Origin of the sequence: Mesorhizobium sp. M0701 (assembly GCF_040320365.1) — a bacterium.
Taxonomy (GTDB): domain Bacteria; phylum Pseudomonadota; class Alphaproteobacteria; order Rhizobiales; family Rhizobiaceae; genus Mesorhizobium.
Window position 1 is genome coordinate 99694 of the sequence record NZ_JAMYPO010000006.1, and the last position, 23166, is coordinate 122859.

Consider the following 23166-nt stretch of genomic DNA (forward strand, 5'->3'; position numbering starts at 1 on the left):
GCAAGCCATGACGCTCAATTTTCCCAATCCCAGCCGCTCCTATGACGCGGCGGCCAAGCGCATTCGTTTCGTCGGCCATGACGGCATGCTCGAAGTCCCGTTCTTTGTCGAGGTCGCGGCACTTTCGGCGGCAAACCCGGCTGCAAGCGGAGCCGAGGCCGAATTCCTCAGCGCCTTCGACGCCAAGCGTTCGTCGATCCAAGAGATTGCGCGCCAAGCCTACTCGCACGGCCGCAGGAACATGTATGTGCTGACGCCGGCCGACTTTCGGTAGGCTCCCCCGGGTTCGAAGGTTTGCTTCGTAGCGACCGCCGTCTGCTCTTGCACGCGCCGCAGCGATGGCCTAGATCGCGGCAGGCGGACAACACGGCAGGTTTCCCATCAACAGAGATCCGAGACAACCGGCAGGCGCACGTTACGGCTCAGGCGGACAGCCGCCGCTGGGGCTCGACCAGCACGTGCAGCAGGCGCTGCAGCTGCACCAGGCCGGGCGTCGGCAGGAAGCCGAGGCGCTTTACCGACAGGTGCTGGCGCAAAAGGCCAACCACCCGGCTGCTGCGCATTTCCTCGGGCTTCTGCTGCACCAGACCGGGCGCAGCGCCGAGGGGCTGGCGCTGATCGAACAATCGGTGCGTCTGCAACCGAACAATCCGGATTTCCTCAACAATCTCGGCACCGTGCTGCGCGACCTCGGCCGGGTCGCGGCCGCCGCCGATCTCTTCCGCAAGGTGGTGGCGATTCGGCCGGACCAGCTGGCGGCGCGTGACAATCTCGGCTCGTCGCTGAAGCAGCTCGGCCAATTCGAAGGCGCCGAGGATATTTATCGCGGCACGATCGGCCGCAACCCGTTCCATGTCCGCGCCCGCGTCGGGCTTGCCGAAACGCTGCAGGAAGCGGGCCGGCTGGATGAGGCACTGGCTGTTTTTCGCGAGGCGCTGACGATCCGGCCGAAGGATGCCGATCTTTTGCACGGCCTGGGTGTCGGGCTGATGGAAAAGGGCAATCTCGACGAGGCTGCGGATCTTTTCAGGCAGGCGCTGGCTGTGGACCCCGGCATGGCGAGGGCCTGGCTGATGCTTACCCAGGTCAAGCGCCAGAAGGAGCGCGACGCCGAGCTTGCCCGCATGGAGGCGGAGCACGCCAAGGCGCCGCAAGGCAGCCTGGCGCGCATGCAGCTTTCCTTCGGTCTCGGCAAGGCCAATGACGATCTCAGGGAGTATGGCCGCGCCTTCGACTATTTCGCCGAAGGCAACGCGATCCGCCGCCAGGGCATCGACTACGACGCCGGCAAGACGCGCGGCGAGTTCGAGGCGATGAAGGCGGTGTTCGACAAGGCCTTTTTTGAAAGGCACAGGCCGAGCGGGATAGCCGAGGACACGCCGATCTTCGTCGTCGGCATGCCGCGTTCCGGCACCACGCTGGTCGAGCAGATCATCGCCAGCCATCCGCAGGTCTATGGCGCCGGCGAGCTCAGCATATTGAAGACGGCGGTCGGCAAGCAGTTTCCGCTCAGCATGAAGGGCGGCTTTCCCTGGGGCATCGCCGACATGCCAGACAAGGCCTATGCCGAGGCCGGCCAGGCCTATCTCGACATGCTGCACGCCCGCTATCCGGGTTCTCGGCACGTCACCGACAAGATGCCCGGCAATTTCCTCTTGGTGGGCTTCATCCATTTGATGCTGCCGAAGGCCAAGATCATCCATTGCGCGCGCGATGCGGCGGCGACCTGCCTGTCGATCTACAAGGTGCACTTCCGAGGCGACAGCCATCGCTACGGCTACGATCTCGACGAGCTCGCCGATTTCCACAATCTGTACACCGACATCATGGCGCACTGGCACGCCGTGCTGCCTGATGTCGTGCACGACGTTCGCTACGAGGATTTCGTCGCCGACCAGGAAGGCCAGTCGCGGGCGCTGATCGCCCATCTCGGCCTGCCGTGGGACGACGCCGTGCTGTCGTTCCACCAGACCGACCGGCCGGTGCGAACGGCGTCGGCTGCGCAAGTGCGCCAGCCGATGTATCAGGGCTCGGTCGACCTGTGGAAGCGCTATGGCGACCGGCTGAAGCCGCTGCACGACAAACTTGATCGAGGGGCGCCTACAGCTCGATGAAGGGCTGAAAACCGCCAAAGATCATGCGCTTGCCGTCGAACGGCATGGTCTCCCAGTCCGACTTGAGGCGCGGGTCGGCCATCACCTTGGCCATCACCGCGTCGCGGCTCTGGCGCGATTCGTAGACCACCCATGAGAAGATGACGACCTCGTCGTCCTTGGCCTGTACGGCGCGCGGGAACGAGGTGAGCTCGCCATAAGGGACGTCGTCGCCGACGCATTCGACGTAGGCAAGAGCACCGTGCTCCTTCCAGACGGCGCCGGTTTCCGCCAGCTTCTTGTAAGCATCGAGCTTTGCCTTCGGTACGGCAAGTACGAAACCGTCGACATAGGACATCTGATTTCCTCCATGCGATCGTTTTCCTCTCCCTCTGGAGCGGGAGAGGTGATTTCAGACACAGCCTGTGTGGAATGCTAAGCTGCTTTCACCGGTGCGTTCATTGCCCATTCGACGCCGAACGGATCACGCATATTGCCCCAGCGATCACCCCAGAACATCACCTGCAACGGCACGACTTCCTCGCAGCCCGCCTCGACGGCTCGCTGCCACCAGGCGTCGATGTCGTCGCTGCCGAGATGGAGCTGCATGGTGTAGCCCTGCGGCTTCACAGCGGCCATTCCATGCTCGGGATAGAAGTCGGAAAGCATCAGGGTCGAACCGTTGATGTGGAGATGGATATGCATGGTGCGGCCCTGTTCGTCCGGCGGATAGGCAAAGACCTGCTCGGCACCGAAGGCCTTTTGGTAAAATTCTGCGGCTTTGAAAGCGCCGTCCAGCTGAAGGTAGGGCGTCAATCCGCCAAGCACTTTGGCGGCGGGCTGGGTCTGCGGCTGGTCATTCATGTCATGCTCCTCTTTGCGTCTGGTTTGCCTTTGCGGACCACAGGACGAACGGAACGGCGACGATCCTACACGGCCGATGGTTTTTTGGATTCGAAATGGCGCCTGCCGCGACGGCCAACTGCCACCTTTCAACCTTCGATGCGAATCCGCGGGCTGTTTTGCGCGTCGACGACGATTTCCGGCCAGCCAATATCTTTGCGCAGCTCGATCGGCAACGAAAGGATGGCGCGTTCGCTGCGATAACGGGCGCGAGCCGCCGAGTAACGCGTCACGGCGTAACCTATGGATGACAGAATAGACATGATGCTTTCTCCTCGATTGGCGCCGGCATCACCGTGTCGGCAACCCAAGGACGTGGCATGCGATCATCATCCGACAGAGCGCCGGAATTTTTTTCCGCAAGCCTTCAGCCGCCGGCTTCGGCAACCTCCCGGAAGAACTCCTCCGGGCTGTCGATCTCGGTCAATCGCCGTTTCTCGATCAGCCAGAAGCGGTTGCCAACCGCGCGGATGAAGGAGCGGTCGTGCGAGGCAAGCAGGCAGCTCGCCTGATGTTCCAGCAATTCCGCTTCCAGTGCTTCCTGACCATCGATATCGAGATGATTGGTCGGCTCGTCGAGTAAATAGAAATTGGGATTGGCGAGCCTCAGCGCCAGTATCATCAGCCGCGCCTTCTGTCCGCCCGACAGCACGCCGATCCTGCGCTCCTGCATGTCGATGCTGACGCCGGCGCCCGCCAGCAGCGAGCGGGCGCGCTGCTCGCCGACATCGAATCTGCGCGAGAGCATCGCCAGCGGCGTGTCGTCGCCGCCGATGCCCGACAATGCCTGGTCGCTATAGCCGAGCACCGTCGACGGCGTCACCTTCAGGCTTCGCGCCGCCGTTTCCGGCTCGACGATGGCGTTCCGGATCAGGCCGATCAGCCGTGACTTGCCGACGCCGTTACGGCCGAGCAGGACGATGCGGTCGCCTTGGCAGATGTGGCGCTTGCCGGTGCTGAACAGAACCGTGCCGTCAGGTGTTCCGACCACCAAATCGTCGAGCGTGATCAGCACCTTGGCATGGCTGCCGCGATTGGCGAGCTTGATCGCGCCCGCCGATCTTTCGCGGTGTGCCGGCGCTGCCGCTTCTTCCAGACGCTCTGCCCGCTGGTTGAGCTGCTTGGTCTTGACCGTCAAAAGGTCGCTGCCGGAATTGATGCCGATATTGTTGAGCTTGGCGGCCTGCCGGCGCAGCTGCTGCGCCACTTTCATGTCGCGCTGGAATTTGCGCTCGGTCGAGGCATCGACTTCGCTCAATGCGTCCCTGGCTCGTGAATAGGGCAGCGAGAATACCGGCGACTGTTCGGGGCGCAGGAACAGCGTCCGGTTGGTCGTAGCATCGAGAAAAGCGCGGTCGTGGCTGGCAATCACCAGCGGCACCTCACGTGGCAGCGCGTTCAGCCAGGTCTCGAGCTGGCTGATCTTGCCGAGATCGAGGTGATTGGTCGGCTCGTCGAGAAGCAGGACGTCGGGGTTGGTGACCCAGATGCGGGCGATCAGCGCCAGCCTTTGCCAGCCGCCGCTCAAGGCCCGCATCGGCCGCGCTCGCATCGGCTGCGGCACGTCGAGCGAGTCGAGAACCACGTCAACGCGCCATTGCTCGCTTTCGGCCTGCTCGGCCGGCAAGGCGTCGGCCACCACCTCATGAAAGCTGCGCCAGGCGAGCGCTGCGGGGACGACTTGCTCGACATAGCCGACGCGCAGGCCGCGCGTGCGGGTGATGTCGCCTGATGTCGGCTCGATCTCGCCGGTCAGGCACTTCAGCAAAGTGGATTTGCCCCGACCATTGGCGGCGACGATGCCGAGTCGGTCGCCGGTGCCGATCGTGAGGTCGAGGTTGCAGAAGAGCGGCGCACTCATGGTGACGCCGAGAGACTTGAGGCTGATCAGGGCCATGTCGATTTCTCTGGTCTGTCCGGAGTGAATTCCGGTTCAATGCACTTTGACGGTGCGCAGGCTGGCCATCAGGCTCAGCGTTGCAGCACCACGAAGGGCGGACCAAAAAAATCGAAGCGGGAAGAAAAACCCGGACCGTCCCTGGTCAGCCCTGCAAGCAAGCTCGCAGGGCAGGGACAGGGCCGCGCTGACGGTGGTGAGAAAATAACACGCAGCCCTCCTTTCAAGACGTTCGAGTTGTAGAAACTGGCTACACCAAGGGTAGGGCCGATGGCAAGTGGCTAGGCTCCCCCTTCTCCACTTGTGGGAGAAGGTGGCCGCGAAGCGGTCGGATGAGGGGTGCTCCAGCTTGGCACCGACGGCGATCCGTCCAGCACCCCTCAACCGTATCGGCGCTGCGCGCCGATCCACCTTCTCCCACAAGGGGAGAAGGGAAGCTCGCTACCGTCCCGGCCGACCCGTCTTGCCGGGCCGGCGCTTTTCACGGCGGGCGTCGGCGGGGTCTTCGTAGGAGCCGATGCCGGCGCGCTGGCGGACAATGGGTTTTGCAAAATCGTCGCGATCCTTCGCGCCCCCCTCTGCCCTGCCGGGCATCTCCCCCACACGGGCGGAGATCGGCTGCTGCTTCGCCGGAACTTTTCCCTCGACCGGCTTTTCCGTCCGCCGCACGGTCATCTCATCGAGCGAATTCTTCTTGAACAACGGTTTTATCGGCTCGCCGGGGATGCCGAAATCGGAGCCGTGCGCCTCTTCTGCCGACTGCTTCTTGAACAGCGAACGCGACACTGCGCCGGCAGGGGTCGGCATGTCGGTGCCGGGTCCCATGGCGTCGAGCGAGGGTTTTGCGAAGAGCGGTTTCTTGACCGGCACGGCACCGTCGGCCCCCATCTCGTCGAGCGCGGGCTTACGGAAGAGACCCTTGCCGTCGTCGTCGACCGCCCGGTGTATGGCACGGCCCTTGTTGTGCTTGCCCTTTTCGCGGCCTGAGACCGGGCTTTCCATGTCGGCATATTTGGCCAGCGGATCGTCGGAGATGGACAGCTCCATCTCGCGCAGCCGCTTGATCTCGTCGCGGATGCGGGCCGCCTTCTCGAAATCGAGGTTGGCGGCGGCGTCGCGCATCTGCTTGTCCATCGCGTCGAGATGCGCCTTCAGATTGTTGCCCATCATCGCGCCGGCGCTGTCGGTGAACTGCGAGATGTCGGCGCGGACATGGTCCTTCTCGTAGACCGAGTCCAGGATGTCCGAAATGCGCGACTTGACCGATTCCGGGGTGATGCCGTTGGCCGCGTTCCACTCCATCTGCTTTTCGCGGCGGCGGTTGGTCTCGGCCATCGCCCGCTCCATCGAGCCGGTGATCTGGTCGGCGTAGAGGATGACCTTGCCGTCGACGTTTCTGGCGGCGCGGCCGATGGTCTGGATCAGCGATGTTTCGGAGCGCAAGAAGCCTTCCTTGTCGGCGTCAAGAATGGCGACGAAGCCGCATTCGGGAATGTCGAGGCCTTCGCGCAACAGGTTGATGCCGACCAGCACGTCGAAAGCGCCGAGGCGCAGGTCGCGCAGGATCTCGATGCGCTCCAGCGTGTCGATGTCGGAGTGCATGTAGCGCACGCGAATGCCTTGCTCATGCAGATATTCGGTCAGGTCCTCGGCCATGCGTTTGGTCAGCACTGTGACCAGCGTGCGGTAGCCGGCCCTGGTGGTCTCGCGGATTTCGCCCACGACATCGTCGACCTGCGTCTTGGCCGGGCGCACCTCGACCGGCGGATCGATCAGGCCGGTCGGGCGGATGACCTGTTCGGCGAAGACACCGCCGGACTGCTCCATCTCCCAACCGCCGGGCGTTGCGGAAACCGCAACGGAAAGCGGGCGCATGGCGTCCCACTCCTCGAAGCGCAGCGGCCGGTTGTCCATGCAGGACGGCAGGCGGAACCCATACTCGGCCAGCGTCGCCTTACGGCGAAAGTCGCCGCGATACATGCCGCCGATCTGCGGTATGGTGACGTGGCTTTCGTCGACAAAGACCAAAGCGTTGTCGGGGATGTATTCGAACAAGGTCGGCGGCGGATCGCCCGGCTGGCGGCCGGTCAGATAGCGCGAGTAATTCTCGATGCCGGCGCAGGAGCCCGTCGCTTCCAGCATCTCCAGGTCGAAGCGGGTGCGCTGCTCAAGCCGCTGCGCCTCGAGCAACCGACCGGCCCGTTCGAGTTCGACCAGCCTGTGCTTGAGCTCTTCCTTGATCGACTTGATGGCCTGGTTCAAGGTCGGGCGTGGCGTCACATAGTGCGAATTGGCATAGATCTTGACGCTCTTCAGCTCGCCGGTCTTTTGGCCCGTCAGCGGGTCGAATTCGGTGATCGCCTCGATCTCGTCGCCGAACAGCGAGATGCGCCAGGCGCGGTCCTCGAGGTGAGCCGGGAAGATCTCGATCGTGTCGCCGCGCACCCGGAACGAGCCGCGGACGAAATTGATGTCCTGGCGCTTGTATTGCTGGGCGACGAGGTCGGCGAGCAGCGCGCGCTGGTCGAGCCGGTCGCCGATCTGCATCTGGAAGGTCATCGCCGTATAGGTCTCGACCGAGCCGATACCGTAAATGCAGGACACCGAGGCGACGATGATGACGTCGTCGCGCTCGAGCAGCGAGCGCGTCGCCGAATGGCGCATGCGGTCGATCTGCTCGTTGATCGAGGATTCCTTCTCGATGTAGGTGTCGGTCCGGGGCACATAGGCCTCCGGCTGGTAATAGTCGTAGTAGCTGACGAAATACTCGACGGCGTTTTCCGGGAAGAATTTCTTGAACTCGGAATAGAGCTGCGCGGCCAACGTCTTGTTGGGCGCCAGGATCAGAGCGGGGCGCTGCGTCTCCTCGATCACCTTGGCCATGGTGAAGGTCTTGCCCGAGCCGGTGACGCCGAGCAGCACCTGGGTACGGTCGTTGCTGTTGACGCCCTCGACGAGATCCTTGATCGCGGTCGGCTGGTCGCCGGCCGGCTCGAAATCCGAGACCATCCTGATGGCGATGCCGCCTTCGGATTTCTCCGGCCGGGCAGGACGGTGCGGCGTCCACAGCACGCCGTCCTTGTGCAGCGGATTGCCGGATTCGATCAGTGCCGACAGCGCCGCGACGGTCGCGGTGACGCCGCCCGAAGCCATGGTCTCGGCTTCTTCCAGGGAGACATCGAGGCCAGCGACAGGGTTGAGACCGGCCGCAGTGCGCTCCCGCGCCGAAGCCGCGCCGCCCATCGAGGTGCCGCGTGCAGTACGGCCGGGGGAAGAGGAGCGCTCCGGGATTTTCTTGGCAGACTTGGCGCCTTCCCTCCCCCTCGAGGGGAGGGTGGCGGCGGAGCCGCCGGGTGGGGTCGGTGCGGCAGTACTCGGCGTTCCTTTGCGTCCCGCGCTGCCTCCGGCGACCCCCTCTGTCGCCTTCGGCGACATCTCCCCCTCGAGGGGGGAGATTTGGCGCCCTTCCTTCTCGGCTTCCTGCTCTATCTGCTCGGCCCAGTCGGCGATCGAGCCGGTCAGCGGGGCGCCGGTGAACTCGGTCTGCGGCGCCTCGGCAAAGCCGCCCTTGTACAGGGGCTCCGACGCATCGAGGAAATCGGTCAGCGGACTGCGCCGCTTGGGCGGTGAAGCGCGCTCGTCATTCGCCGGCGGAGGCGTTTTCTTGTCGGGGAGTCTGGCCATGGCCCGAATATGGGAGGTATCGGCCAAAATGGAAAGAGCGGAGTGGCCGGTGGCGCGAGGCGCAATTTGGCTCCTGACAGCAGGCTGTCAGGAGCAGGGTCTAAGCACGCCCTCAATTAAACCAAAGCGCGAACGTCAGAAACCCGGCGCCGCCGAACTGGCGCTGGATCTGGTTGAACTCCTCGCTGGTGAGAATCTTGCCGCGTTCGAGATAGGGCGCGATGGCCGGACCGGTGATCGACAGCACCAGGTCGAAGGGCTTCGGCTCGTCGAAGAAGCGCTTCATGTTGATGCCTTTGTCGGCGATGCGGAAATGCGGCAGCAAGGTGCGGCCTTCCAGCAGATCCTCGGCCATGGCCAAGGCGGCGAGCCAGGCCTGCACCTGCTGTTCGCCGACTTCGAGGCCGGTGAGCGGGCTGGCGCCTTTCTGCTGCGGGCCGGGCAGCCATTCACGGTCATTGTCGGTCTCGGCTCGGATGGCTTTCCAGTCCTCGCGCGACAGCCGGATCATTTCCATGAGATGGCGGCGTGCCGCTTGCCGGCGCTCAGGCTCGACCACTTGCCAGTTAATGAGATGCACCAGGGAGATGAAATCGGCGAGACGCCATTCGGACGACAGAATGCCGCCGCCCATGCCACCGTCCAGCGGAACGAGCGTGTCCTGCAGTGGCAGTTTTGCGCGCGGGAACAGCATGTGGAAGGAGCCGTCGAAGGTGTTTTTGAAATCATGCGCCAGCCAGAAGTCGGCCTGCGCCATCAGGAACTCGGCATAACCCTGCAGCCAGTAGCCGTCGGCGCGGTCGAAGCGGAAAGTGAGGGCGGGCGCGGCCGCGTCTGGCGCACCGCCGCCGCGTGACAGAGACGCCATGATCGCCGCGGCGCTTTCGTCCGGCGCGATCGTGCCGTCCTCGTTGAGGTCGATGCCGAGGCGGGTGAGGTCGATGACCATGCCGATGTCCGCGTCGGCGGGTACCGAACCCAGCGTGGCTGCGGATTTCTCCAGCCGGTCGCGGAAGGCGACGAGAATGGCGCGGAATTGTTCGTAGTTCAGCGGCTCGGGATTGGCATTGTCCGGCACCGGCAGCCGCATCAGCGGCAGCATGAACGATTGCGGGCTGTCGAAACCGTGGCGGTGCAGACCGCCAGCCAGGATCTCCAGCGCGGTGAAGAATTCGCCGGCGCCGGCGGCGTAGGCGGCTGCCGGATCGCCTGGCGCGGCGGCTTCCAAAGCGGCAAGAGCGCTGTCGCGTTCGGCTACGATTTTTGCCTCAAACAGGGCCGCCGCTTCGGGAGCCGCGGCGCTGGGTAAAGCCAGCGGCAGGAGAAGAATGATGGCGCACGCCACCAGCCTGGAAAAACGCTTCATCGTGATCGCCCCTTTTGTCGCTCCGCAGTGGATCATACACGCATTTGGTTCGCTGCGCCTGTGGCCCTGTGGTTCACCCACAACAGTCGACGCTTCAATCAATCCGGCGGACGGTCTACACAAGGCAAACGATTGGGCGTCGCGTGTCGAACTATCCGCTTTCCTACAAACTGTCCTGGCTGCCACGCTTCCTCCGGCCTTCGCTCGATGGCGACGCGCGCGGCTTTGCGCCTGCGGCAGCGACCCTGATCGAGCCGCCGCCGGCACGGGTGGTGCGGTTGGCTTTCGTCGGCGATATCTCGGCGGTGGCCAATCGCAGCGCGCCGGACTGCGATCCGGCGATCGCGGCACTGCTTGCCTCGGCCGATCTGGTGGTCGGCAATTGCGAAAGCCCGGTGGTGGAGCGGCCGAGCGCTGTTTTGGGCACCAGGCTTGGTACGCACCACGCGATGAGCGAGCGGTTCCTTGCCGAGGCGCTGGCCGCCGCCGGCATTTCGCGTGAAAAACTGGTGCTGTCGCTGGCCAACAACCATGTGCTCGACCAGGGTATTGCCGGCTTCGACGAGACCGTCGCCGCGCTGGAGCAATTAGGCATCCGCACGATAGGCACTGCGGCTCCGGTCGAGCGGTTTGCGGTTGGTTCGCTGACCATCGGTCTTGCCGCCTTTACCTTGTGGCGCAATTCCGACGCGGCCCAGTTCGCGGGCCGAGTCTCGATGCAAGCCGATCCGACGCAATGGCCGCACGCTGCCGCTTCGGGTGTCGACCTCCTCTGCGCGGTGCCGCATTGGGATTGGGAATTCCGGCATTTTCCGCGTGCGAAGACGCGGGCACTGGCGCGGCTTCTGGCCGAACATGGCGTCGGCCTGATCGCCGGACATCATGCCCATGTCGTGCAGCCGATCGAGCGGATCGGTAAGACGCTCGTTGCCTATGGGCTCGGCGATTTCATCGGCACCGCCTTCGCGCGGCAGCCATGGCCCGGCCGCATCGGCGCCATTCTCGTCGTCGAGATCAGCGACGATCCCGGCACGCGCGGGGCCATCGCCGCCTACCGGCTGCATGCCTTCATGCGGCTGCGCGCCGGCGATCACGAGCGGCTGGTCCCGGTTGAAACGCTGGCGGGAAAATCCAGGCAAAGGGTTCTAGCCCGCCTCGATGCGGTCTTCGGTGCCGTGCGCTGACGCAGTCCACCAAACCGGCTATCATGCCCGGCGCGGGCAGGCTTGTGGCGGCGGGTGGGTGATGGAAACTGCGGATTTCATGCCGAGCGAAGCGGTGATCGCCGGCCTCAGGAAGAACATCGAGGCCTATGAGGCGCAACGAGCTTCGGCCCATCGCCGGACGCGCTGGCGGGTGCCGCTGTTCGTCGGATTGGTGCTGGTGTTCGTCGCGTTTGTCGCCTGGCTCTTCAACGGGGTTGCCGACCCCAACGAGCAGTGGGTCTCGACCCCGCATGTGTTTCTCTACATCGGCGGCTTCCTGGCGGCGATCCTGCTCTATTTCCAGGCGATCAAGCCGGCGCGCAAATTGCAGCAGTCGTTCCGCAGCACGCTGTTGCCGATCATCTTCGGCTTCATCGAGGAGATGCGGTATCGGCACAACGTCAAGCCGAATTCGTTCGACCGGCTGCCGCGCGAGATGGTTGGTCCGTTCAACCAGCAGTCTTTCGACGATGTTTTTTTTCCGGCCGTTATGAGGGGTTTCCGTTCGAGCTTTACGAAGCAGATCTCCGGGAAGGGACGGGCAAGAGCACGACGGCAGTGTTCAAGGGCGTCATCGTCGCCTTCGAGATGATCGTGCCGTTCCCCGGCACATTGGTGGCCGCGCGCCGGACCAACAAAGTCCTCGGCTTCTTCCGCGGCATCTTCGGCAGCAAGATGCAGGAACTATCCAGCGGCGTACCCGAACTCGACGCCGCCTACGAGTTCCGCACCGACAATATCGAGGCGGCGCGGCCGCTGGTGACCGGCCGGCTGGCGCAGGCACTCGAATGGCTTGGCGAAACATGGCCGAAGGAACCGGCACGCGTCGCGCTCAACGGCAGCGACGGCTTTCTGCTGCTTCCGCAGACGAAGAACTTCTTCGAGCTGCCGGACATCTCTGTGCCGCTCGACTATGCCAATCATGTCGCGCCGATGATCGCCGACATGGGCACGATCCTGGCGACCGCGGCGCTGGTGCGCAAGATTGGGGCGCAGGACGAGGAGGCGGGGTAGCGGCTAAAGCGCCTCGCGCTCGGACATCAGCAGTCGAAGCCGTAATTGTCGCGGAGATAGTCCGCGTCTTCCTTCGACATCTTCTTGAGCATCACACAGACGGTAAAGCTGCCCACCTGATGGCCGTTCTTGGTGTATCCCCAGTCCGAAATTTCGTCCCGGGTGAATTCGATCTCCTGGCCGGCGACGACGTTGTGCACTGCCTGCGGCTCGTTTGCTAAAATTCCGGCAAATCCGCTCGCCGTTCGGTGAAAGGGAATGATCCAGAAATGTTCCGTCGCGGTTCCGTCTTCGATCCTTACCTTCAATTTGAACGTGGCTGTTCCAGACGGCGGCGCCTCGGACAGGATCAGGAAGTCATCTAGGCTGGCGCGGGCCTGCTCAATCGCCGCCGCCATCTCCGGATCGTCCCTTGCCACACCGAGGACTCCCTTCTCACCGCTTTGGGCGTCGGCTGAGACCGGAGCAAACGCGAGTAGCAGGGCAATCGTGGCACGGATGGCAAGCTTCATGGTGCGGCTGCTTTCGACGCTTTCGCCAGAACGACTGTGATCATCATTTGCCGAACGTCTGATGGCAACTGGTTTTTGTCTCCATCAGGCGCTATTCCTGGGACAGTGGGGTGGGGCTATGTTCGAAGAACGCAAGGGGTTTCGCCTGTCGCGGCGGCTGCTGTTGGGTGCGGCGGTGGTCGGCGGGGCGATGCTGTGGGGCGGGACAACCGTGGCGCGGCTGGCGCGCGGTCCGTCGGGGCAGAAGAATTCCGGACGCATCGCCGACCTTGATGGAATTGACCTGGCGCAGAAGCCGCTGGAGGGCCCGCCAGCCTACGATCCGTCGCTGCCATGGCTGACCAAGGGCGGCGACATCAATGATGCCAGCGGCCTGTCGATGACGCCGGTCTACGGCGTTATCGAAGTCAGCGAGGAAGACCACATTGCGAGCGCGCTGGCCTTTGCCCGCACCAATGGCCTGAAAGTCTCGGTCGCAGCGGTGCGCCATTCGATGGGCGGACACGCTTTCGACGACAACGCACTGGTCCTCGACATGCGCAAGTTCAACAGGGTCAGCGTCGACCCGACGGCGAAGACGATCACCTTGCAGCCGGGCGCGCGCTGGCACGACATCCAGAACCTTTTGCACCCGCGCTTCGCGGTGAAGGCGATGCAGTCGACCGATATCTTTTCGGTCGGCGGCTCGCTGTCGGTCAACGCGCATGGCATGGACCACCAGGCCGGCTCGGTCGCCGGCTCGATCCGATCGATGCGGGTTATGCTGGCCGACGGTTCGGTGACGACCTGCTCACCGGCCGAAAATACCGAGCTGTTCCGCCACGTCGTCGGCGGCTACGGCCTGTTCGGCGTGGTGCTGGAGGCGACACTCGACATCGTCGACAACGCCGTCTACCGGACCTCGCGCGAGATCATCAAATCGGACGATTTCCCGACGTTCTTCGCCGAGGTTCTGGAGCCAAACAGGGCGATCGGTCTGTTTTATGGGCATCTGTCGACTGCGCCGGGCAATTTCCTCGAGGATATGATCGTCTACCGCTATGACAAGGTGGCCGACCAGCCGCCGGCCGACCAGCCGGCAATCGGTGAACCGGGTTCGGTCGGGCTCAAGCGGATGATCATCAACCTGGCGAAATGGGGCAGCCTGTTCCAGGAGCTGAAATGGTTCACCGAAAAGACGCTGGAGCCGCAATTCGAGAGCTGCACGGTGGCGCGGACGACGGCAATGGCCGAGGGCGAGGCCTGCCTCGTCACGCGCAACAATCCGATGCACGATTCAGTGCCCTATCTGTTCAACGATCTGCTCGATGAGACCGACATCCTGCACGAGTATTTCATCCCGCGGGCGGCCTATAACCCGTTCATCGCGGAAGCGCGCGAGATCCTGCGCAACCAGACCCTGCCGGTGCTCAACGCGTCGGTACGCATCGTCCACAAGGAGGATGTGGCGCTGAATTATGCGCCGGAGCCGGCCTATTCGCTGGTGCTCTACATCAATCAGCCGACAGACTCCGACGGCAATGCCAGGATGCGGGCGCTGACAAGGGCGCTGATCGACGTGACGATCAAGCATGGCGGGCGTTTTTTCCTGCCCTACCAGCTCCACTACACAGGCAAGGAACTGCTTGCCTCCTATCCGGAACTGCCGTCCTTCCTGGCGAAGAAGCTGCAATACGATCCGGGCGAGCTGTTTTCGTCGATTTTTTATCGCGCCGTCAAGGCACTGATCGGCACGGCCTGAAGCGGCGGCTACAGACCGTCAGGCAGCTTCGCCGCCAGCCAGTTCGCCGAACGCCTGGCGATGCCGATCGTTGCCGATGCGGCGCGGCCGAGATCGGTCTTGACCACGGCGTAGCCGGCCTTCGTGCGGTAGAGCAGGGCGCTGCCGCCATCGACCGCCGCTTCATAGGCGACCGGCCGGACGGCTTCCGTTTCCGTCGCCGTGGCCTGCGTTCCGACCGCAGCACTGGGCCGATGGCTCAGTTCCGGTGGCAGCGGGTCTGTCGCTGCGGTGCTGGCCGTCGTCAATTCAGGCTCGGAACCGGTCGCAGCGAGCTGCGATGACGAAGACGAGTTCTGTGTCCGGCAGATGCCGGAGACCAGCGGATAGTCGAAATTGCGCTCGTGCAGCATCTGGCTTTTCATCGCCGCTTCGCATTCGGCGATGGTCGACCATTTGGCAGGCGTCTCGCCGATATATTCGCAAAGCCTGGCGTCGCAATCGCAGCCGACGATGGTCATGGCGACAAGGGCGGTCTTGATCACGGTCGTGTCCCTCCGAGTTGCCTGGCACATGTGCGCAAGACAACGTGTCTACGGCATCATCAATCGTTGCGGAACAAGGCGGGATTTGGCCGCGATTGTGGAATGAGCGTGACGGAGCATCACGCAACGTCCTGCCGAGGCCGGCTGTGACCGAAAGGCCTCAGTAATCGTAGACATGCTCGAGCCTGGCGCCCGCCGTCATCAGCGCCGGCAGAACGATGTGCAGCTTGCGCACGGCGACGGTCAGGCCGGTGCGGCGCGTCGAAGGTTCCGCCGGAAGCGGGTAGCTGAACAAGGTGCGTGCACCTTCGGGAACATTGATCTCGTCATTGGAAAGCATGGTGACCATGATCTCGTCATTGCCGCCGATCTCGACGAAGGAGACGCCCTTGCCGATCAGGCGCGGGATCATGTCGGTGAACACCTGATAGCGTCTGGTGACGAAGATCGCGCCGTCGGCGCCGAGATCGCGCTCAAGCAAGGTGTCGGGTTCGTTGCGCGTCACCTCGCCGACCGGACCCTTGGCCCAGACATGAATATCGAGCAAGGCGGGATCGGTGGTGGCGGCGAGCGCCGACTTGATCAGATCGGCATAGCCCTGCTTGATCGTGTCGGCGAGGCCGAAAGCGAGCTTGCGTTCGCTGGTGCGGACGGCGCTGTCGTCCGCTGCCGGCTGGACGGCAAACAGGCCGGCACGCTTTTCGGCATAGGGAAACTGGTACCACGGCACCTGGTCGAGAAAACCGGCATAATCGGCCGCCACCTTGGCCTGGTAGATGTCGACGGCGGTGCGCTTGCCGGCTGTCGCTTCGGTGACGCGGCCGATCGTATTTTCATAGGCCCACTGGATGGCGTGCTCGATCGTGTGACTGGTGCCGATGACCACCAGCATCTGGTGGTTGTCGAGGTTGAACTTGTAGGTGGAGCTGGCGCGGATGACCATCGCATAGTCCTGCCAGAAGCGGCCGATATGGGAGAGATAGGGAAAACCGCTCGGCTGGTTCTTGTCGACGAAGCCGGCATATTCGCGGGCGGCGTAGACGATGGCCCATTCCGGATAGGTAAGAAAGGTCGATTCCTCCGGCCGCTGGTAGCCGGGAATCTCGGCACGGATCTTGTCGGCCAGCGCCTTTGGCGGGGCACCCTCGGCGACGCCCGGCAATGGCGTTGTGTCCAGCGACGGCGTCGTGAGAAAGCCGTAGGCCAGCCCGGCGATCGGGATCAACACGACAATGACGACGAGCCAGAGGATCGCCTTGATGATGCGCTTCAGCCAGCGGAACAGGAACATGGCCGGTCAGGCCGTGGCGAAATGGTCGTACACACGTTTCGACATCCAGAACCCGACGTAGACGGCGAAGCCGCCGATGACGATGTGCGGCAGGTTGGCGAAGAAGCGGGCCGGGAATTCGATGTCGTTCAGGGAGCGGAAGCCGTTGATGAAGATGCCGCCATCGAGGCAGCCGGAACCGGTGACCAGCCCGAGCACGCCGTCGAACAGATAGACCGAGCCGAACAGCTTGAAATAGAACACCGCCTGGCGGTGCGAGATGAAGGCGGCGGCCAGCGCCCAGACGCCGGAGAAGGCGTGCAGCAAATCATCATACCACTGCAGCGAGAACAGGCCGAACAGATTGCCGCCGGCATCGTTGAAGGCCGGCACATAGCCGATGGCAACAACACCGAAGAACAGGAAAGCATAGGCAACAGCAAGCTTTTGGATGAGCGTCATGAAATGTCCCCCTGCCGTCAGCCCTTTCAAACGGCCCCCGACGGCCAATGGATAGTAGCTGATTTTGGCGTGGGGTGAAGCGTCGCCGGCAAAATCGTCAGGCGGAGCCACAAAGACAGTCGGCGCCGGGATTTCTCCCAGCGCCTCCCTGTCAGATCAGGACACGGTCGCGGCAGCAACTCCCGAAAGATGTCGCGCCATGCCGGCCTTGATTTTGACGGTCCTGCCAGTCGCCGCCCGAGGGCAGCGTCCGTTCCGGACCACGCCGGTCTCCACTCTTGCGAGCTTTGCCCAGCGCGCCATCGAAGGTTTTTGCCGTCCTTCATGGCAGCATCGGTCCGCCGTCGGCGTTCGCACGCTTTCCGCGGCCCCGTAGGTCTCGGCTTCCATCCCTCCAACAGGCAAGCCTGTTCTCGTTCAGGGCCGTACGGGCCTCAGGAAATCCGCCGTTCCGCTTTGCCTTTCGGCGTGGCGATCGGTAGCCGCCTGAGATGGGTTTAATGTACGGGGGATAAGCGTTTGGCGAAACTGCCGCAAGCCTGTGAATAGCGGGATTATCGGGGACTGACCCTGCCAAAATAGCGACTTTCCGATCTCTGCCGCCGCCGGCCGGGATTTGCCGCCTCGATGCGGAAGCCGCATTGTCGGACATTCGATCTTGCCCCGCGGGCCGGCGCGGGCTTCAATGCCGGCAAATGATTGGAAGGCGTGTTCGATGGCCTTGGGGAGGCAGGCTTGAAGGTCGCGGTGGTTCTCAATCCGATCGCCGGCGGCGGCAGGCTCAAGCGGCATTGGCCCGAGGTTGCGGCTTCGCTGAAAAGACATTTCGGCGATTTCGAGCTGCGTGAAACGCAGGCCGAGGGCGATGCCGAACGGCTGGCGCTCGACCTTGCCGCCATCGGCTTCGAGCTGGTGATCGCGGCCGGCGGCGACGGCACCGCCAGCGAAGTCGCCGACGGGCTGCTGAAGGCTTTCCGGGAAAGCGGCCGGACGGCCGAACTCGGGCTGCTGCCTTGCGGCACCGGCATCGACTTCGCCCGCGGGCTCGGCCTGTCGAACAATGTCGATCTGACGCTGAAGCGGATTGCCGGGGCCAAGCCGCGCAAGGTCGATGCCGGCTGCATCAGCTATGTCGACGACCATGGCGCGCTGGCCAGCCGCCATTTCATCAACATCGCCAGCCTGGGGCTGTCCGGCGCCACCGACCGCGCGGTCAATGCCGACAAGCGCAAGGGCAAGGTTTCGGCCAAGGCGCTGTTCTACTGGCGCACGGTTTGGGAATTCCTCCGTTACCGCTTCCAGGACGTTGCGATCACCATCGACGACGGTGCCCCGGTCGAGGTGCGCATGGCGCTGGTGGCGGTGGCCAACGGCAAATTCTTCGGCGGCGGCATGATGATCGCGCCCGACGCCGAGCTTAACGATGGCGAGTTCGACATCGTCATCCTGCGCGCCGCCGGCAAGCTGAAGCTGATCTGGGACATCCGCCTGCTCTATGGCGGGCGGCACCGCAACCATCCTGCGATCACCATCCTGCGCGGCAAGAAAGTGGTTGTCGAGCCGCTCGGCGATGTGCAAAAGAACGCCGCGCTGATCGACATAGACGGCGAATCGCCGGGTCGCATACCAGCGACTTTCGAGATCCTGCCCGGCGCATTGACGCTGAGATATTGAATCAAGCTGTTAAGACTTTGATTCAGTTGACTGCGGCTCTGGTTCCGGCGATCTCTCCAATCGACTGAAATCGATTGATAATCCGGCCAATATCAACTTGCGAGTTTAGCCGGGAAACCGGGTGCGCGCAGGTCGGTGCCGACGGCATCCTCGAGCAGTTTCACGATCATCGTCGACCAGGCGCTGCCGCCATAGGCCTGCTTGCCTTGCCTGAAGATTGCGTCGACGCGCGAGGCAATCTCGAGCGGCACGCCGAATTTTTCACCCATGCCGAGGGCGAAGCCGAGATCCTTCAACGCCAGATCCATGGTGAAGCCGATGTCGTAGGAGCCGTTCAGCACCAGCTGGCTTTCGGTCTCATGGACGAAGCTGTTGCCGGAGGAGGCGACGATGGCGTGATAGGACTGGGCAAGGTCGAGCCCGCCCTTTTTGGCCAGCATCAGCGCTTCGCCGGCGGCGACCAGATGGATGAAGGCCAGCATGTTGGTGATGACCTTGATCACCGCCGCCGAGCCGACCGGACCCATCAGGAACGAGCGCGCGCACATCGCCTCGACGGCAGGGCGGTGGCGCGCATAAAGCGCTGCGTCGCCGCCGACCAGCGCGGTGATCTGTCCGACGGCTGCCAGATGCACGCCGCCGGTGACCGGGCATTCGAGCGTCTCGACGCCTCTTGCCGAGGCGAGGGATGCAAGGCGCACGATCTCGTCTTGGCTAGTGGTCGACATCTCGATCCAACTGCCGCCTGCGGGCAGGCCTTCGAGCAATCCGCCGGGGCCGGCCAGCACCGCCTCGCTGACTTTTGGCGAGGGCAGGCAGGTGATCGCATTGCCGGCGCGGCCAGCGGCATCAGCCGGGCTGTTGGCGGCATCGGCACCAAGCATCACCAGCCGCTCGACGGCCGCCTGGTCGCGGTCGAATACGGTGACGGCAAAGCCGTTGTGGATCAGGTTGGCGGCGAGCTGGCCGCCGAGATGGCCAAGACCGACGAAGGCATAGCTCTGACGCGCGCTCACGGCATCAACGGCGTCTGCAGCATCTGCAAATGCAGGTCCTTGCCGGTCCAGGGATGCGCCTCGCAGACGGCTTCGTCGAGTTCGACACCGAGGCCTGGCTCCTTCGACGGGATGACGTTGCCGTCCCGCCATTCGATCTTCTTCTTGAGCAGCTTCGCGTGAAAACCGTCCCACTGTTTCAGCGATTCCAGAATGAGGAAATTGGGCAGCGTCACCGCAAGCTGGATGTTGGCGGCGCCGACGATCGGTCCGCAGTAGCAGTGCGGCGCGACCTGGATGTGGTAGGCTTCGGCCATGGCGGCGATCTTTTTGGTTTCGAGAATGCCGCCGGAGCGGCCAAGGTCGGGCTGAAGAATGGTCGCCGCACGGTTCTCGATGACGCGGGCGAACTCAAATTTGGTTGTTAGCCGCTCGCCGGTGGCAATCGGGATCGAGGTCGCGCGGGCGACCTGCGCCATCACCTCGGGCATGTCGGGCGGCACCGGCTCCTCGAACCACAGCGGATCATAGGGCTCGATGGCGCGGGCGAGGCGCAGCGCGCCCGATGCGGTGAACTGGCCGTGCGTACCGAACAGGATGTCGGCCCTGGTGCCGACCGCCTCGCGGATCGCCTTGACCATACGGGCGGAGAGGTCGATGTCGACGAGGCGCGGCTGGTGGCCGTCGAAGGCGGTGTAGGGACCGGCCGGGTCGAGCTTGACCGCGTTAAAACCCTGCTCGACATATTCGAGCGCGCAGGCGGCGGCCAGATCGGGGTCGTTGTAGACGTTCTTGCCGCGGGCGTCCTCCGAATGGACGCTGCCGCTGTGCGGGTAGAGGTAGGTATAGGAACGCAGCGTTTCGTGAACCTGGCCGCCGAGCAGCTTGTAGACCGGCTTGCCGGCCTCCTTGCCGATAATGTCCCAGCAGGCGATTTCGAGCGCCGAAAAGCATCCCATCCCGGACACGTCGGGGCGCTGGGTGAAGCCGGACGAATAGGCGCGGCGGAAGAAATTCTCGACGTCGTGCGGATCGCGGCCGATCAGATAGCGTTCGGCCATGTCCTCAACCATTTTCGCCGTGACATGAGCCGAAAAGGTGGCGTTGTAAGCTTCGCCATAGCCGACGACGCCGCCATCGGTGGTGAGCTTGACGAAGATGAAATACTTGCCGCCGATGCCGGGCGGCGGATTGCCGACCACCCAGGTCTTGACGTCGGTGATTTTCATTTCTGATCCTCCAGAACCAGTTCGGCGCCCTTCCATCCGGTCATGATCGCGGCGGCGTTGGTGTTGCCGGTTATGTTGTCGGGAAAGATCGAGGCATCGATGACGCGCAACGCCTGGATGCCGTGCACCTTGAGGCGCGGATCGACGACGGCGCGCGCCGCGTCCGGCCCCATGCGGCAGGTCGAGACCGGGTGATAGACGGTGCCCGAGCGCTTCCTGAAATCCTGAATGAGATCCGCATCGGAGGTGATCGAGGGACCGGGCAAAACCTCTTCCTCGATAATCTCGGCCATCGCCGGCATCGAGGCGATCTTCCTGACGAATTTCACCGCCGCCAGCATTTCAGCGACGTCCGCCTCGGTCGAAAAGGCATTGGCGACGATTTTGGGATAATCGCGCGGATTGGCGGAACGGATCATGATTTCGCCGCGGCTCGACGGACGGCAATTGGACAGCCCGATGGAAAAGCCCGGCCATGGATCGGGCGTCAGGATCGGGCGTTCGCCGCTCTTCGGAATGACGGTCGAAAACGCCTGGAAATAGAGCTGCATGTTGGGCCGCGCCGCGGCCGGATCGGTGCGGAAGAAGCCGCCGGCATTGTTCATCGACAGCGACAGCGGGCCTGAGCGCAAAAACACGTATTGCATGCCGACCAGCAGCTTGCCCCACCATGGGTGCAGGATCTGGTTGAGCGTCGGCAGCCTGCCCTTGAAAGTGTAATTGATGCCGACATGGTCCTGCAGGTTTGCCCCGACATTCTCGTTGGCGTGAACGACAGGAATGCCCAGACCAGCAAGAAGCGCCGATGGACCGACACCGGAGAGCTGGAGAAGTTGGGGCGAATTGACCGAGCCGCCCGACAGGATGATCTCGCGGCCGGCGCGGGCGGTTTTCGTCTCTCCATTCTGGAGGTACTCGACACCGACGGCGCGTTTGCCCTCGAACAGGATTTTTGTCGCCAGCGCGTTGATCTCGACGCGGACGTTTTTGCGCTTCATCGCCGGGCGCAGGAAGGCGCGCGCCGCCGACATGCGGCGGCCGTTCCTGGTGGTGATCTGGTAGACGCCGGCGCCTTCCTGCGAGGCGCCGTTGAAATCCGGGTTGAGCGGCAGGCCGGCTTGGTTGACGGCGGCGAGATAGCGCTTGGTGAGCGGATGGACGGAGGTCGAGCAGTCGGTGACATGCAGCGGCCCGCCGACGCCGCGCCATTGGTCGGCGCCGGCCTGGTTATCCTCCAGCGCCTTGAAGGCGGGCAGCAGGTCATCGAAGCCCCAGCCGGGATTGCCGGCCGCTGCCCAAGCGTCGAAATCCTCGCGCGCGCCCCTGATCCAGACCATGGCGTTGATCGAGCTCGAGCCGCCGAGCAGCTTGCCGCGCGGCCAGTGGTCGGCATTGCCGGCCAGGCCGGGATCCGGCTCGGCCTTGTAGTTCCAGTTGACCGCCGGGTCGAAGAAGGTCTTGCCGTAGCCGAGCGGCATCTGCACGTAGAAGCGACGGTCGCTGCCGCCGGCCTCGAGCACCAGCACCGAGAAGCGGCCGGAAGCCGACAGCCTTTCGGCCAGGACCGAGCCGGCCGAACCGGAGCCAACGATGATGAAATCATAGGTCTGCATGGTGGCTGCGGCTGGCTCCGGAATTCGGCTCTAACCTAGGCTTAGGCGCGACGCGGCGTCGCCGGGTCTTCCGGCATCCGTTGTGAAAAAAGCGACCGGGGATATTCAGTCTGAATGTCAGCCTGTGCCTGCTGCCCGAGTTCAGTCGTGTTCGCGCCCATCCGGGTCGAACAGGGCCGCCGCCTCATTGGCTTCTTCCAGCAGGAAGGTGAACACGCTTGAGTAGGACTTGGTCGAACCGGACAGAGGATCATCACTCTCCCAGCGAAAGACCCCCCCGTCCGGATTCATGCCAATTAAATTCCTATTATCCCCGAGTGAACCAATAAAGAGAACATCGTCTGGTGCATTGCCTGGCCGTCTCTGTACATTCGGTTCCAGTATGGAGAAGGGTTGTTGACCCGCCTCCACCAAATTCGTGCGTGACCAGCTACGTCGCAGCCCATAGACGCTTATATAATTCGCAAACAGACCTATCCCGTTGTGGAGCATGAGAAAGCAACGGAAATTATCTGGGAGTCGACGCGAAATTTCAGACTCCATCTGCCCAATTCCGATGGCGTCAAGTGGTGCGTACAGCTGACGCAAATACGCTTGAGGCGCTCGATGTGGGGTATGGCCAATCCACTCGGTTCCATCCGGATAGGTCTTCTGCCCGAGGCGTTTCCATTTATCGACCAATGCTCGGATTTCTCTGTATGCACGAGCGTCTTCTTCGCTTGACCATTCTTCCTGCTTAGGCATTTCCTTAATAGGCTCCATTTACCCAGTTCGACGGGTCCGTAGGGTCTACCTTATCGAGCTCATCCATCGCATCCAAAGCTTTACCAAGTGGCTCTAGCGACCGGCCGGAAGCCGACAATCTTTCGGCCAGGACCGAACCGGCCGAACCGGAGCCAACGATGATGAAGTCACAGGTCTGCATGGGGGCTGCGGGCGGCTCCGGAATTCGGGTTCCTAACCTAGATTTGAGCGCGGCGCGGC

19 protein-coding genes and 1 pseudogene are annotated in these 23166 nt (G+C 63.3%); 6 read left to right on the forward strand and 14 right to left on the reverse strand.

Features of this window, described 5'->3' with window-relative positions; all coding sequences use genetic code 11:
* The first annotated feature begins 7 nt into the window (after nt 1-7).
* Together NKI24_RS08300 and NKI24_RS08305 are read left to right on the forward strand one after the other, a co-directional pair.
* Nucleotides 8-274 (forward strand): DUF1488 family protein, encoded by a 267-nt coding sequence (locus NKI24_RS08300; protein WP_352450489.1) that lies wholly within the window; start codon nt 8-10, stop codon nt 272-274.
* A 184-nt stretch (nt 275-458) separates the two neighbouring features.
* On the forward strand, nt 459-2114 hold the full coding sequence (locus tag NKI24_RS08305; RefSeq protein ID WP_352450488.1) for a tetratricopeptide repeat-containing sulfotransferase family protein: 1656 nt from the start codon (nt 459-461) through the stop codon (nt 2112-2114).
* Here the strand turns inward: NKI24_RS08305 and NKI24_RS08310 are convergent.
* The 6 genes from NKI24_RS08310 to NKI24_RS08335 form a co-directional block, all read right to left on the reverse strand.
* Nucleotides 2101-2451: a DUF1428 domain-containing protein gene (locus tag NKI24_RS08310; protein ID WP_352744385.1), complete on the reverse strand. Its 351-nt coding sequence runs from the start codon at nt 2449-2451 to the stop codon at nt 2101-2103. The two genes, NKI24_RS08305 and NKI24_RS08310, sit on opposite strands and share 14 nt — an antisense overlap.
* Before the next feature lie 77 nt (nt 2452-2528).
* Entirely contained in the window at nt 2529-2957 is a 429-nt protein-coding gene (locus NKI24_RS08315; protein WP_352744388.1) for a VOC family protein, read from the reverse strand.
* Between the two features lie 128 nt (nt 2958-3085).
* Nucleotides 3086-3259 (reverse strand): hypothetical protein, encoded by a 174-nt coding sequence (locus NKI24_RS08320; RefSeq protein WP_023678401.1) that lies wholly within the window; start codon nt 3257-3259, stop codon nt 3086-3088.
* Between the two features lie 104 nt (nt 3260-3363).
* Entirely contained in the window at nt 3364-4893 is a 1530-nt protein-coding gene (locus NKI24_RS08325; RefSeq protein WP_352744391.1) for an ABC-F family ATP-binding cassette domain-containing protein, read from the reverse strand.
* A 441-nt stretch (nt 4894-5334) separates the two neighbouring features.
* Complete coding sequence (gene uvrB / locus NKI24_RS08330; RefSeq protein ID WP_352744394.1) at nt 5335-8577, reverse strand: excinuclease ABC subunit UvrB; 3243 nt, start codon at nt 8575-8577, stop codon at nt 5335-5337.
* 112 nt (nt 8578-8689) lie between these two features.
* Nucleotides 8690-9943, reverse strand: coding sequence for a hypothetical protein (locus tag NKI24_RS08335; protein ID WP_352744396.1), 1254 nt, complete (start codon nt 9941-9943; stop codon nt 8690-8692).
* A 143-nt stretch (nt 9944-10086) separates the two neighbouring features.
* Here NKI24_RS08335 and NKI24_RS08340 point away from each other — a divergent pair, with 143 nt between their 5' ends.
* Together NKI24_RS08340 and NKI24_RS08345 are read left to right on the forward strand one after the other, a co-directional pair.
* The gene (locus NKI24_RS08340; RefSeq protein ID WP_352744398.1) at nt 10087-11127 is read left to right on the forward strand and encodes a CapA family protein; all 1041 of its coding nucleotides are present in this window, start codon (nt 10087-10089) and stop codon (nt 11125-11127) included.
* Between the two features lie 61 nt (nt 11128-11188).
* A pseudogene (locus tag NKI24_RS08345) lies at nt 11189-12162 on the forward strand (hypothetical protein).
* A 26-nt stretch (nt 12163-12188) separates the two neighbouring features.
* Here the strand turns inward: NKI24_RS08345 and NKI24_RS08350 are convergent.
* Complete coding sequence (locus tag NKI24_RS08350; RefSeq protein WP_352744400.1) at nt 12189-12674, reverse strand: YegJ family protein; 486 nt, start codon at nt 12672-12674, stop codon at nt 12189-12191.
* 118 nt (nt 12675-12792) lie between these two features.
* Between NKI24_RS08350 and NKI24_RS08355 the strand changes: the two genes are divergently transcribed.
* Entirely contained in the window at nt 12793-14415 is a 1623-nt protein-coding gene (locus tag NKI24_RS08355) for an FAD-binding oxidoreductase (RefSeq protein ID WP_352744403.1), read from the forward strand.
* An 8-nt stretch (nt 14416-14423) separates the two neighbouring features.
* Here the strand turns inward: NKI24_RS08355 and NKI24_RS08360 are convergent, their stop codons facing one another.
* The 3 genes from NKI24_RS08360 to NKI24_RS08370 all read right to left on the reverse strand — a co-directional run bounded on the left by NKI24_RS08360 (nt 14424) and on the right by NKI24_RS08370 (nt 16671).
* Nucleotides 14424-14939 (reverse strand): hypothetical protein, encoded by a 516-nt coding sequence (locus NKI24_RS08360; RefSeq protein ID WP_352744406.1) that lies wholly within the window; start codon nt 14937-14939, stop codon nt 14424-14426.
* Between the two features lie 160 nt (nt 14940-15099).
* A complete protein-coding gene (locus NKI24_RS08365; protein WP_352743250.1) occupies nt 15100-16230 on the reverse strand; it encodes a hypothetical protein in 1131 nt (376 codons plus the stop codon).
* 6 nt (nt 16231-16236) lie between these two features.
* On the reverse strand, nt 16237-16671 hold the full coding sequence (locus tag NKI24_RS08370; protein ID WP_352744409.1) for a DUF4383 domain-containing protein: 435 nt from the start codon (nt 16669-16671) through the stop codon (nt 16237-16239).
* A gap of 735 nt (nt 16672-17406) precedes the next feature.
* Here NKI24_RS08370 and NKI24_RS08375 point away from each other — a divergent pair.
* Nucleotides 17407-18345 (forward strand): diacylglycerol/lipid kinase family protein, encoded by a 939-nt coding sequence (locus NKI24_RS08375; protein WP_352450476.1) that lies wholly within the window; start codon nt 17407-17409, stop codon nt 18343-18345.
* Between the two features lie 92 nt (nt 18346-18437).
* Here NKI24_RS08375 and NKI24_RS08380 read toward each other — a convergent pair whose 3' ends face one another.
* The 4 genes from NKI24_RS08380 to NKI24_RS08395 form a co-directional block, all read right to left on the reverse strand.
* On the reverse strand, nt 18438-19361 hold the full coding sequence (locus NKI24_RS08380; RefSeq protein ID WP_352705278.1) for an NAD(P)-dependent oxidoreductase: 924 nt from the start codon (nt 19359-19361) through the stop codon (nt 18438-18440).
* Nucleotides 19358-20569 (reverse strand): mandelate racemase/muconate lactonizing enzyme family protein, encoded by a 1212-nt coding sequence (locus tag NKI24_RS08385; RefSeq protein ID WP_352744413.1) that lies wholly within the window; start codon nt 20567-20569, stop codon nt 19358-19360. The genes NKI24_RS08380 and NKI24_RS08385 overlap by 4 nt, the downstream gene beginning before the upstream one ends.
* Nucleotides 20566-22182, reverse strand: a complete 1617-nt coding sequence (locus NKI24_RS08390) for a GMC family oxidoreductase (RefSeq protein ID WP_352744416.1) — start codon at nt 22180-22182, stop codon at nt 20566-20568. The genes NKI24_RS08385 and NKI24_RS08390 overlap by 4 nt, the downstream gene beginning before the upstream one ends.
* Before the next feature lie 141 nt (nt 22183-22323).
* The gene (locus NKI24_RS08395) at nt 22324-22926 is read right to left on the reverse strand and encodes an SMI1/KNR4 family protein (protein WP_352744419.1); all 603 of its coding nucleotides are present in this window, start codon (nt 22924-22926) and stop codon (nt 22324-22326) included.
* Nucleotides 22927-23166: the final 240 nt, after the last annotated feature.

Excerpts from the sequence above, each read along its gene's own strand:
- uvrB (WP_352744394.1), bottom strand. The coding sequence starts at position 8,577 with ATGGCCAGACTCCCCGACAAGAAAACGCCTCCGCCGGCGAATGACGAG.
- NKI24_RS08300 (WP_352450489.1), top strand. The coding sequence starts at position 8 with ATGACGCTCAATTTTCCCAATCCCAGCCGCTCCTATGACGCGGCGGCC.
- NKI24_RS08315 (WP_352744388.1), bottom strand. The coding sequence starts at position 2,957 with ATGAATGACCAGCCGCAGACCCAGCCCGCCGCCAAAGTGCTTGGCGGA.
- NKI24_RS08365 (WP_352743250.1), bottom strand. The coding sequence starts at position 16,230 with ATGTTCCTGTTCCGCTGGCTGAAGCGCATCATCAAGGCGATCCTCTGG.
- NKI24_RS08335 (WP_352744396.1), bottom strand. The coding sequence starts at position 9,943 with ATGAAGCGTTTTTCCAGGCTGGTGGCGTGCGCCATCATTCTTCTCCTG.
- NKI24_RS08355 (WP_352744403.1), top strand. The coding sequence starts at position 12,793 with ATGTTCGAAGAACGCAAGGGGTTTCGCCTGTCGCGGCGGCTGCTGTTG.
- NKI24_RS08395 (WP_352744419.1), bottom strand. The coding sequence starts at position 22,926 with ATGCCTAAGCAGGAAGAATGGTCAAGCGAAGAAGACGCTCGTGCATAC.
- NKI24_RS08385 (WP_352744413.1), bottom strand. The coding sequence starts at position 20,569 with ATGAAAATCACCGACGTCAAGACCTGGGTGGTCGGCAATCCGCCGCCC.
- NKI24_RS08310 (WP_352744385.1), bottom strand. The coding sequence starts at position 2,451 with ATGTCCTATGTCGACGGTTTCGTACTTGCCGTACCGAAGGCAAAGCTC.
- NKI24_RS08370 (WP_352744409.1), bottom strand. The coding sequence starts at position 16,671 with ATGACGCTCATCCAAAAGCTTGCTGTTGCCTATGCTTTCCTGTTCTTC.
- NKI24_RS08390 (WP_352744416.1), bottom strand. The coding sequence starts at position 22,182 with ATGCAGACCTATGATTTCATCATCGTTGGCTCCGGTTCGGCCGGCTCG.
- NKI24_RS08350 (WP_352744400.1), bottom strand. The coding sequence starts at position 12,674 with ATGAAGCTTGCCATCCGTGCCACGATTGCCCTGCTACTCGCGTTTGCT.
- NKI24_RS08320 (WP_023678401.1), bottom strand. The coding sequence starts at position 3,259 with ATGTCTATTCTGTCATCCATAGGTTACGCCGTGACGCGTTACTCGGCG.
- NKI24_RS08325 (WP_352744391.1), bottom strand. The coding sequence starts at position 4,893 with ATGGCCCTGATCAGCCTCAAGTCTCTCGGCGTCACCATGAGTGCGCCG.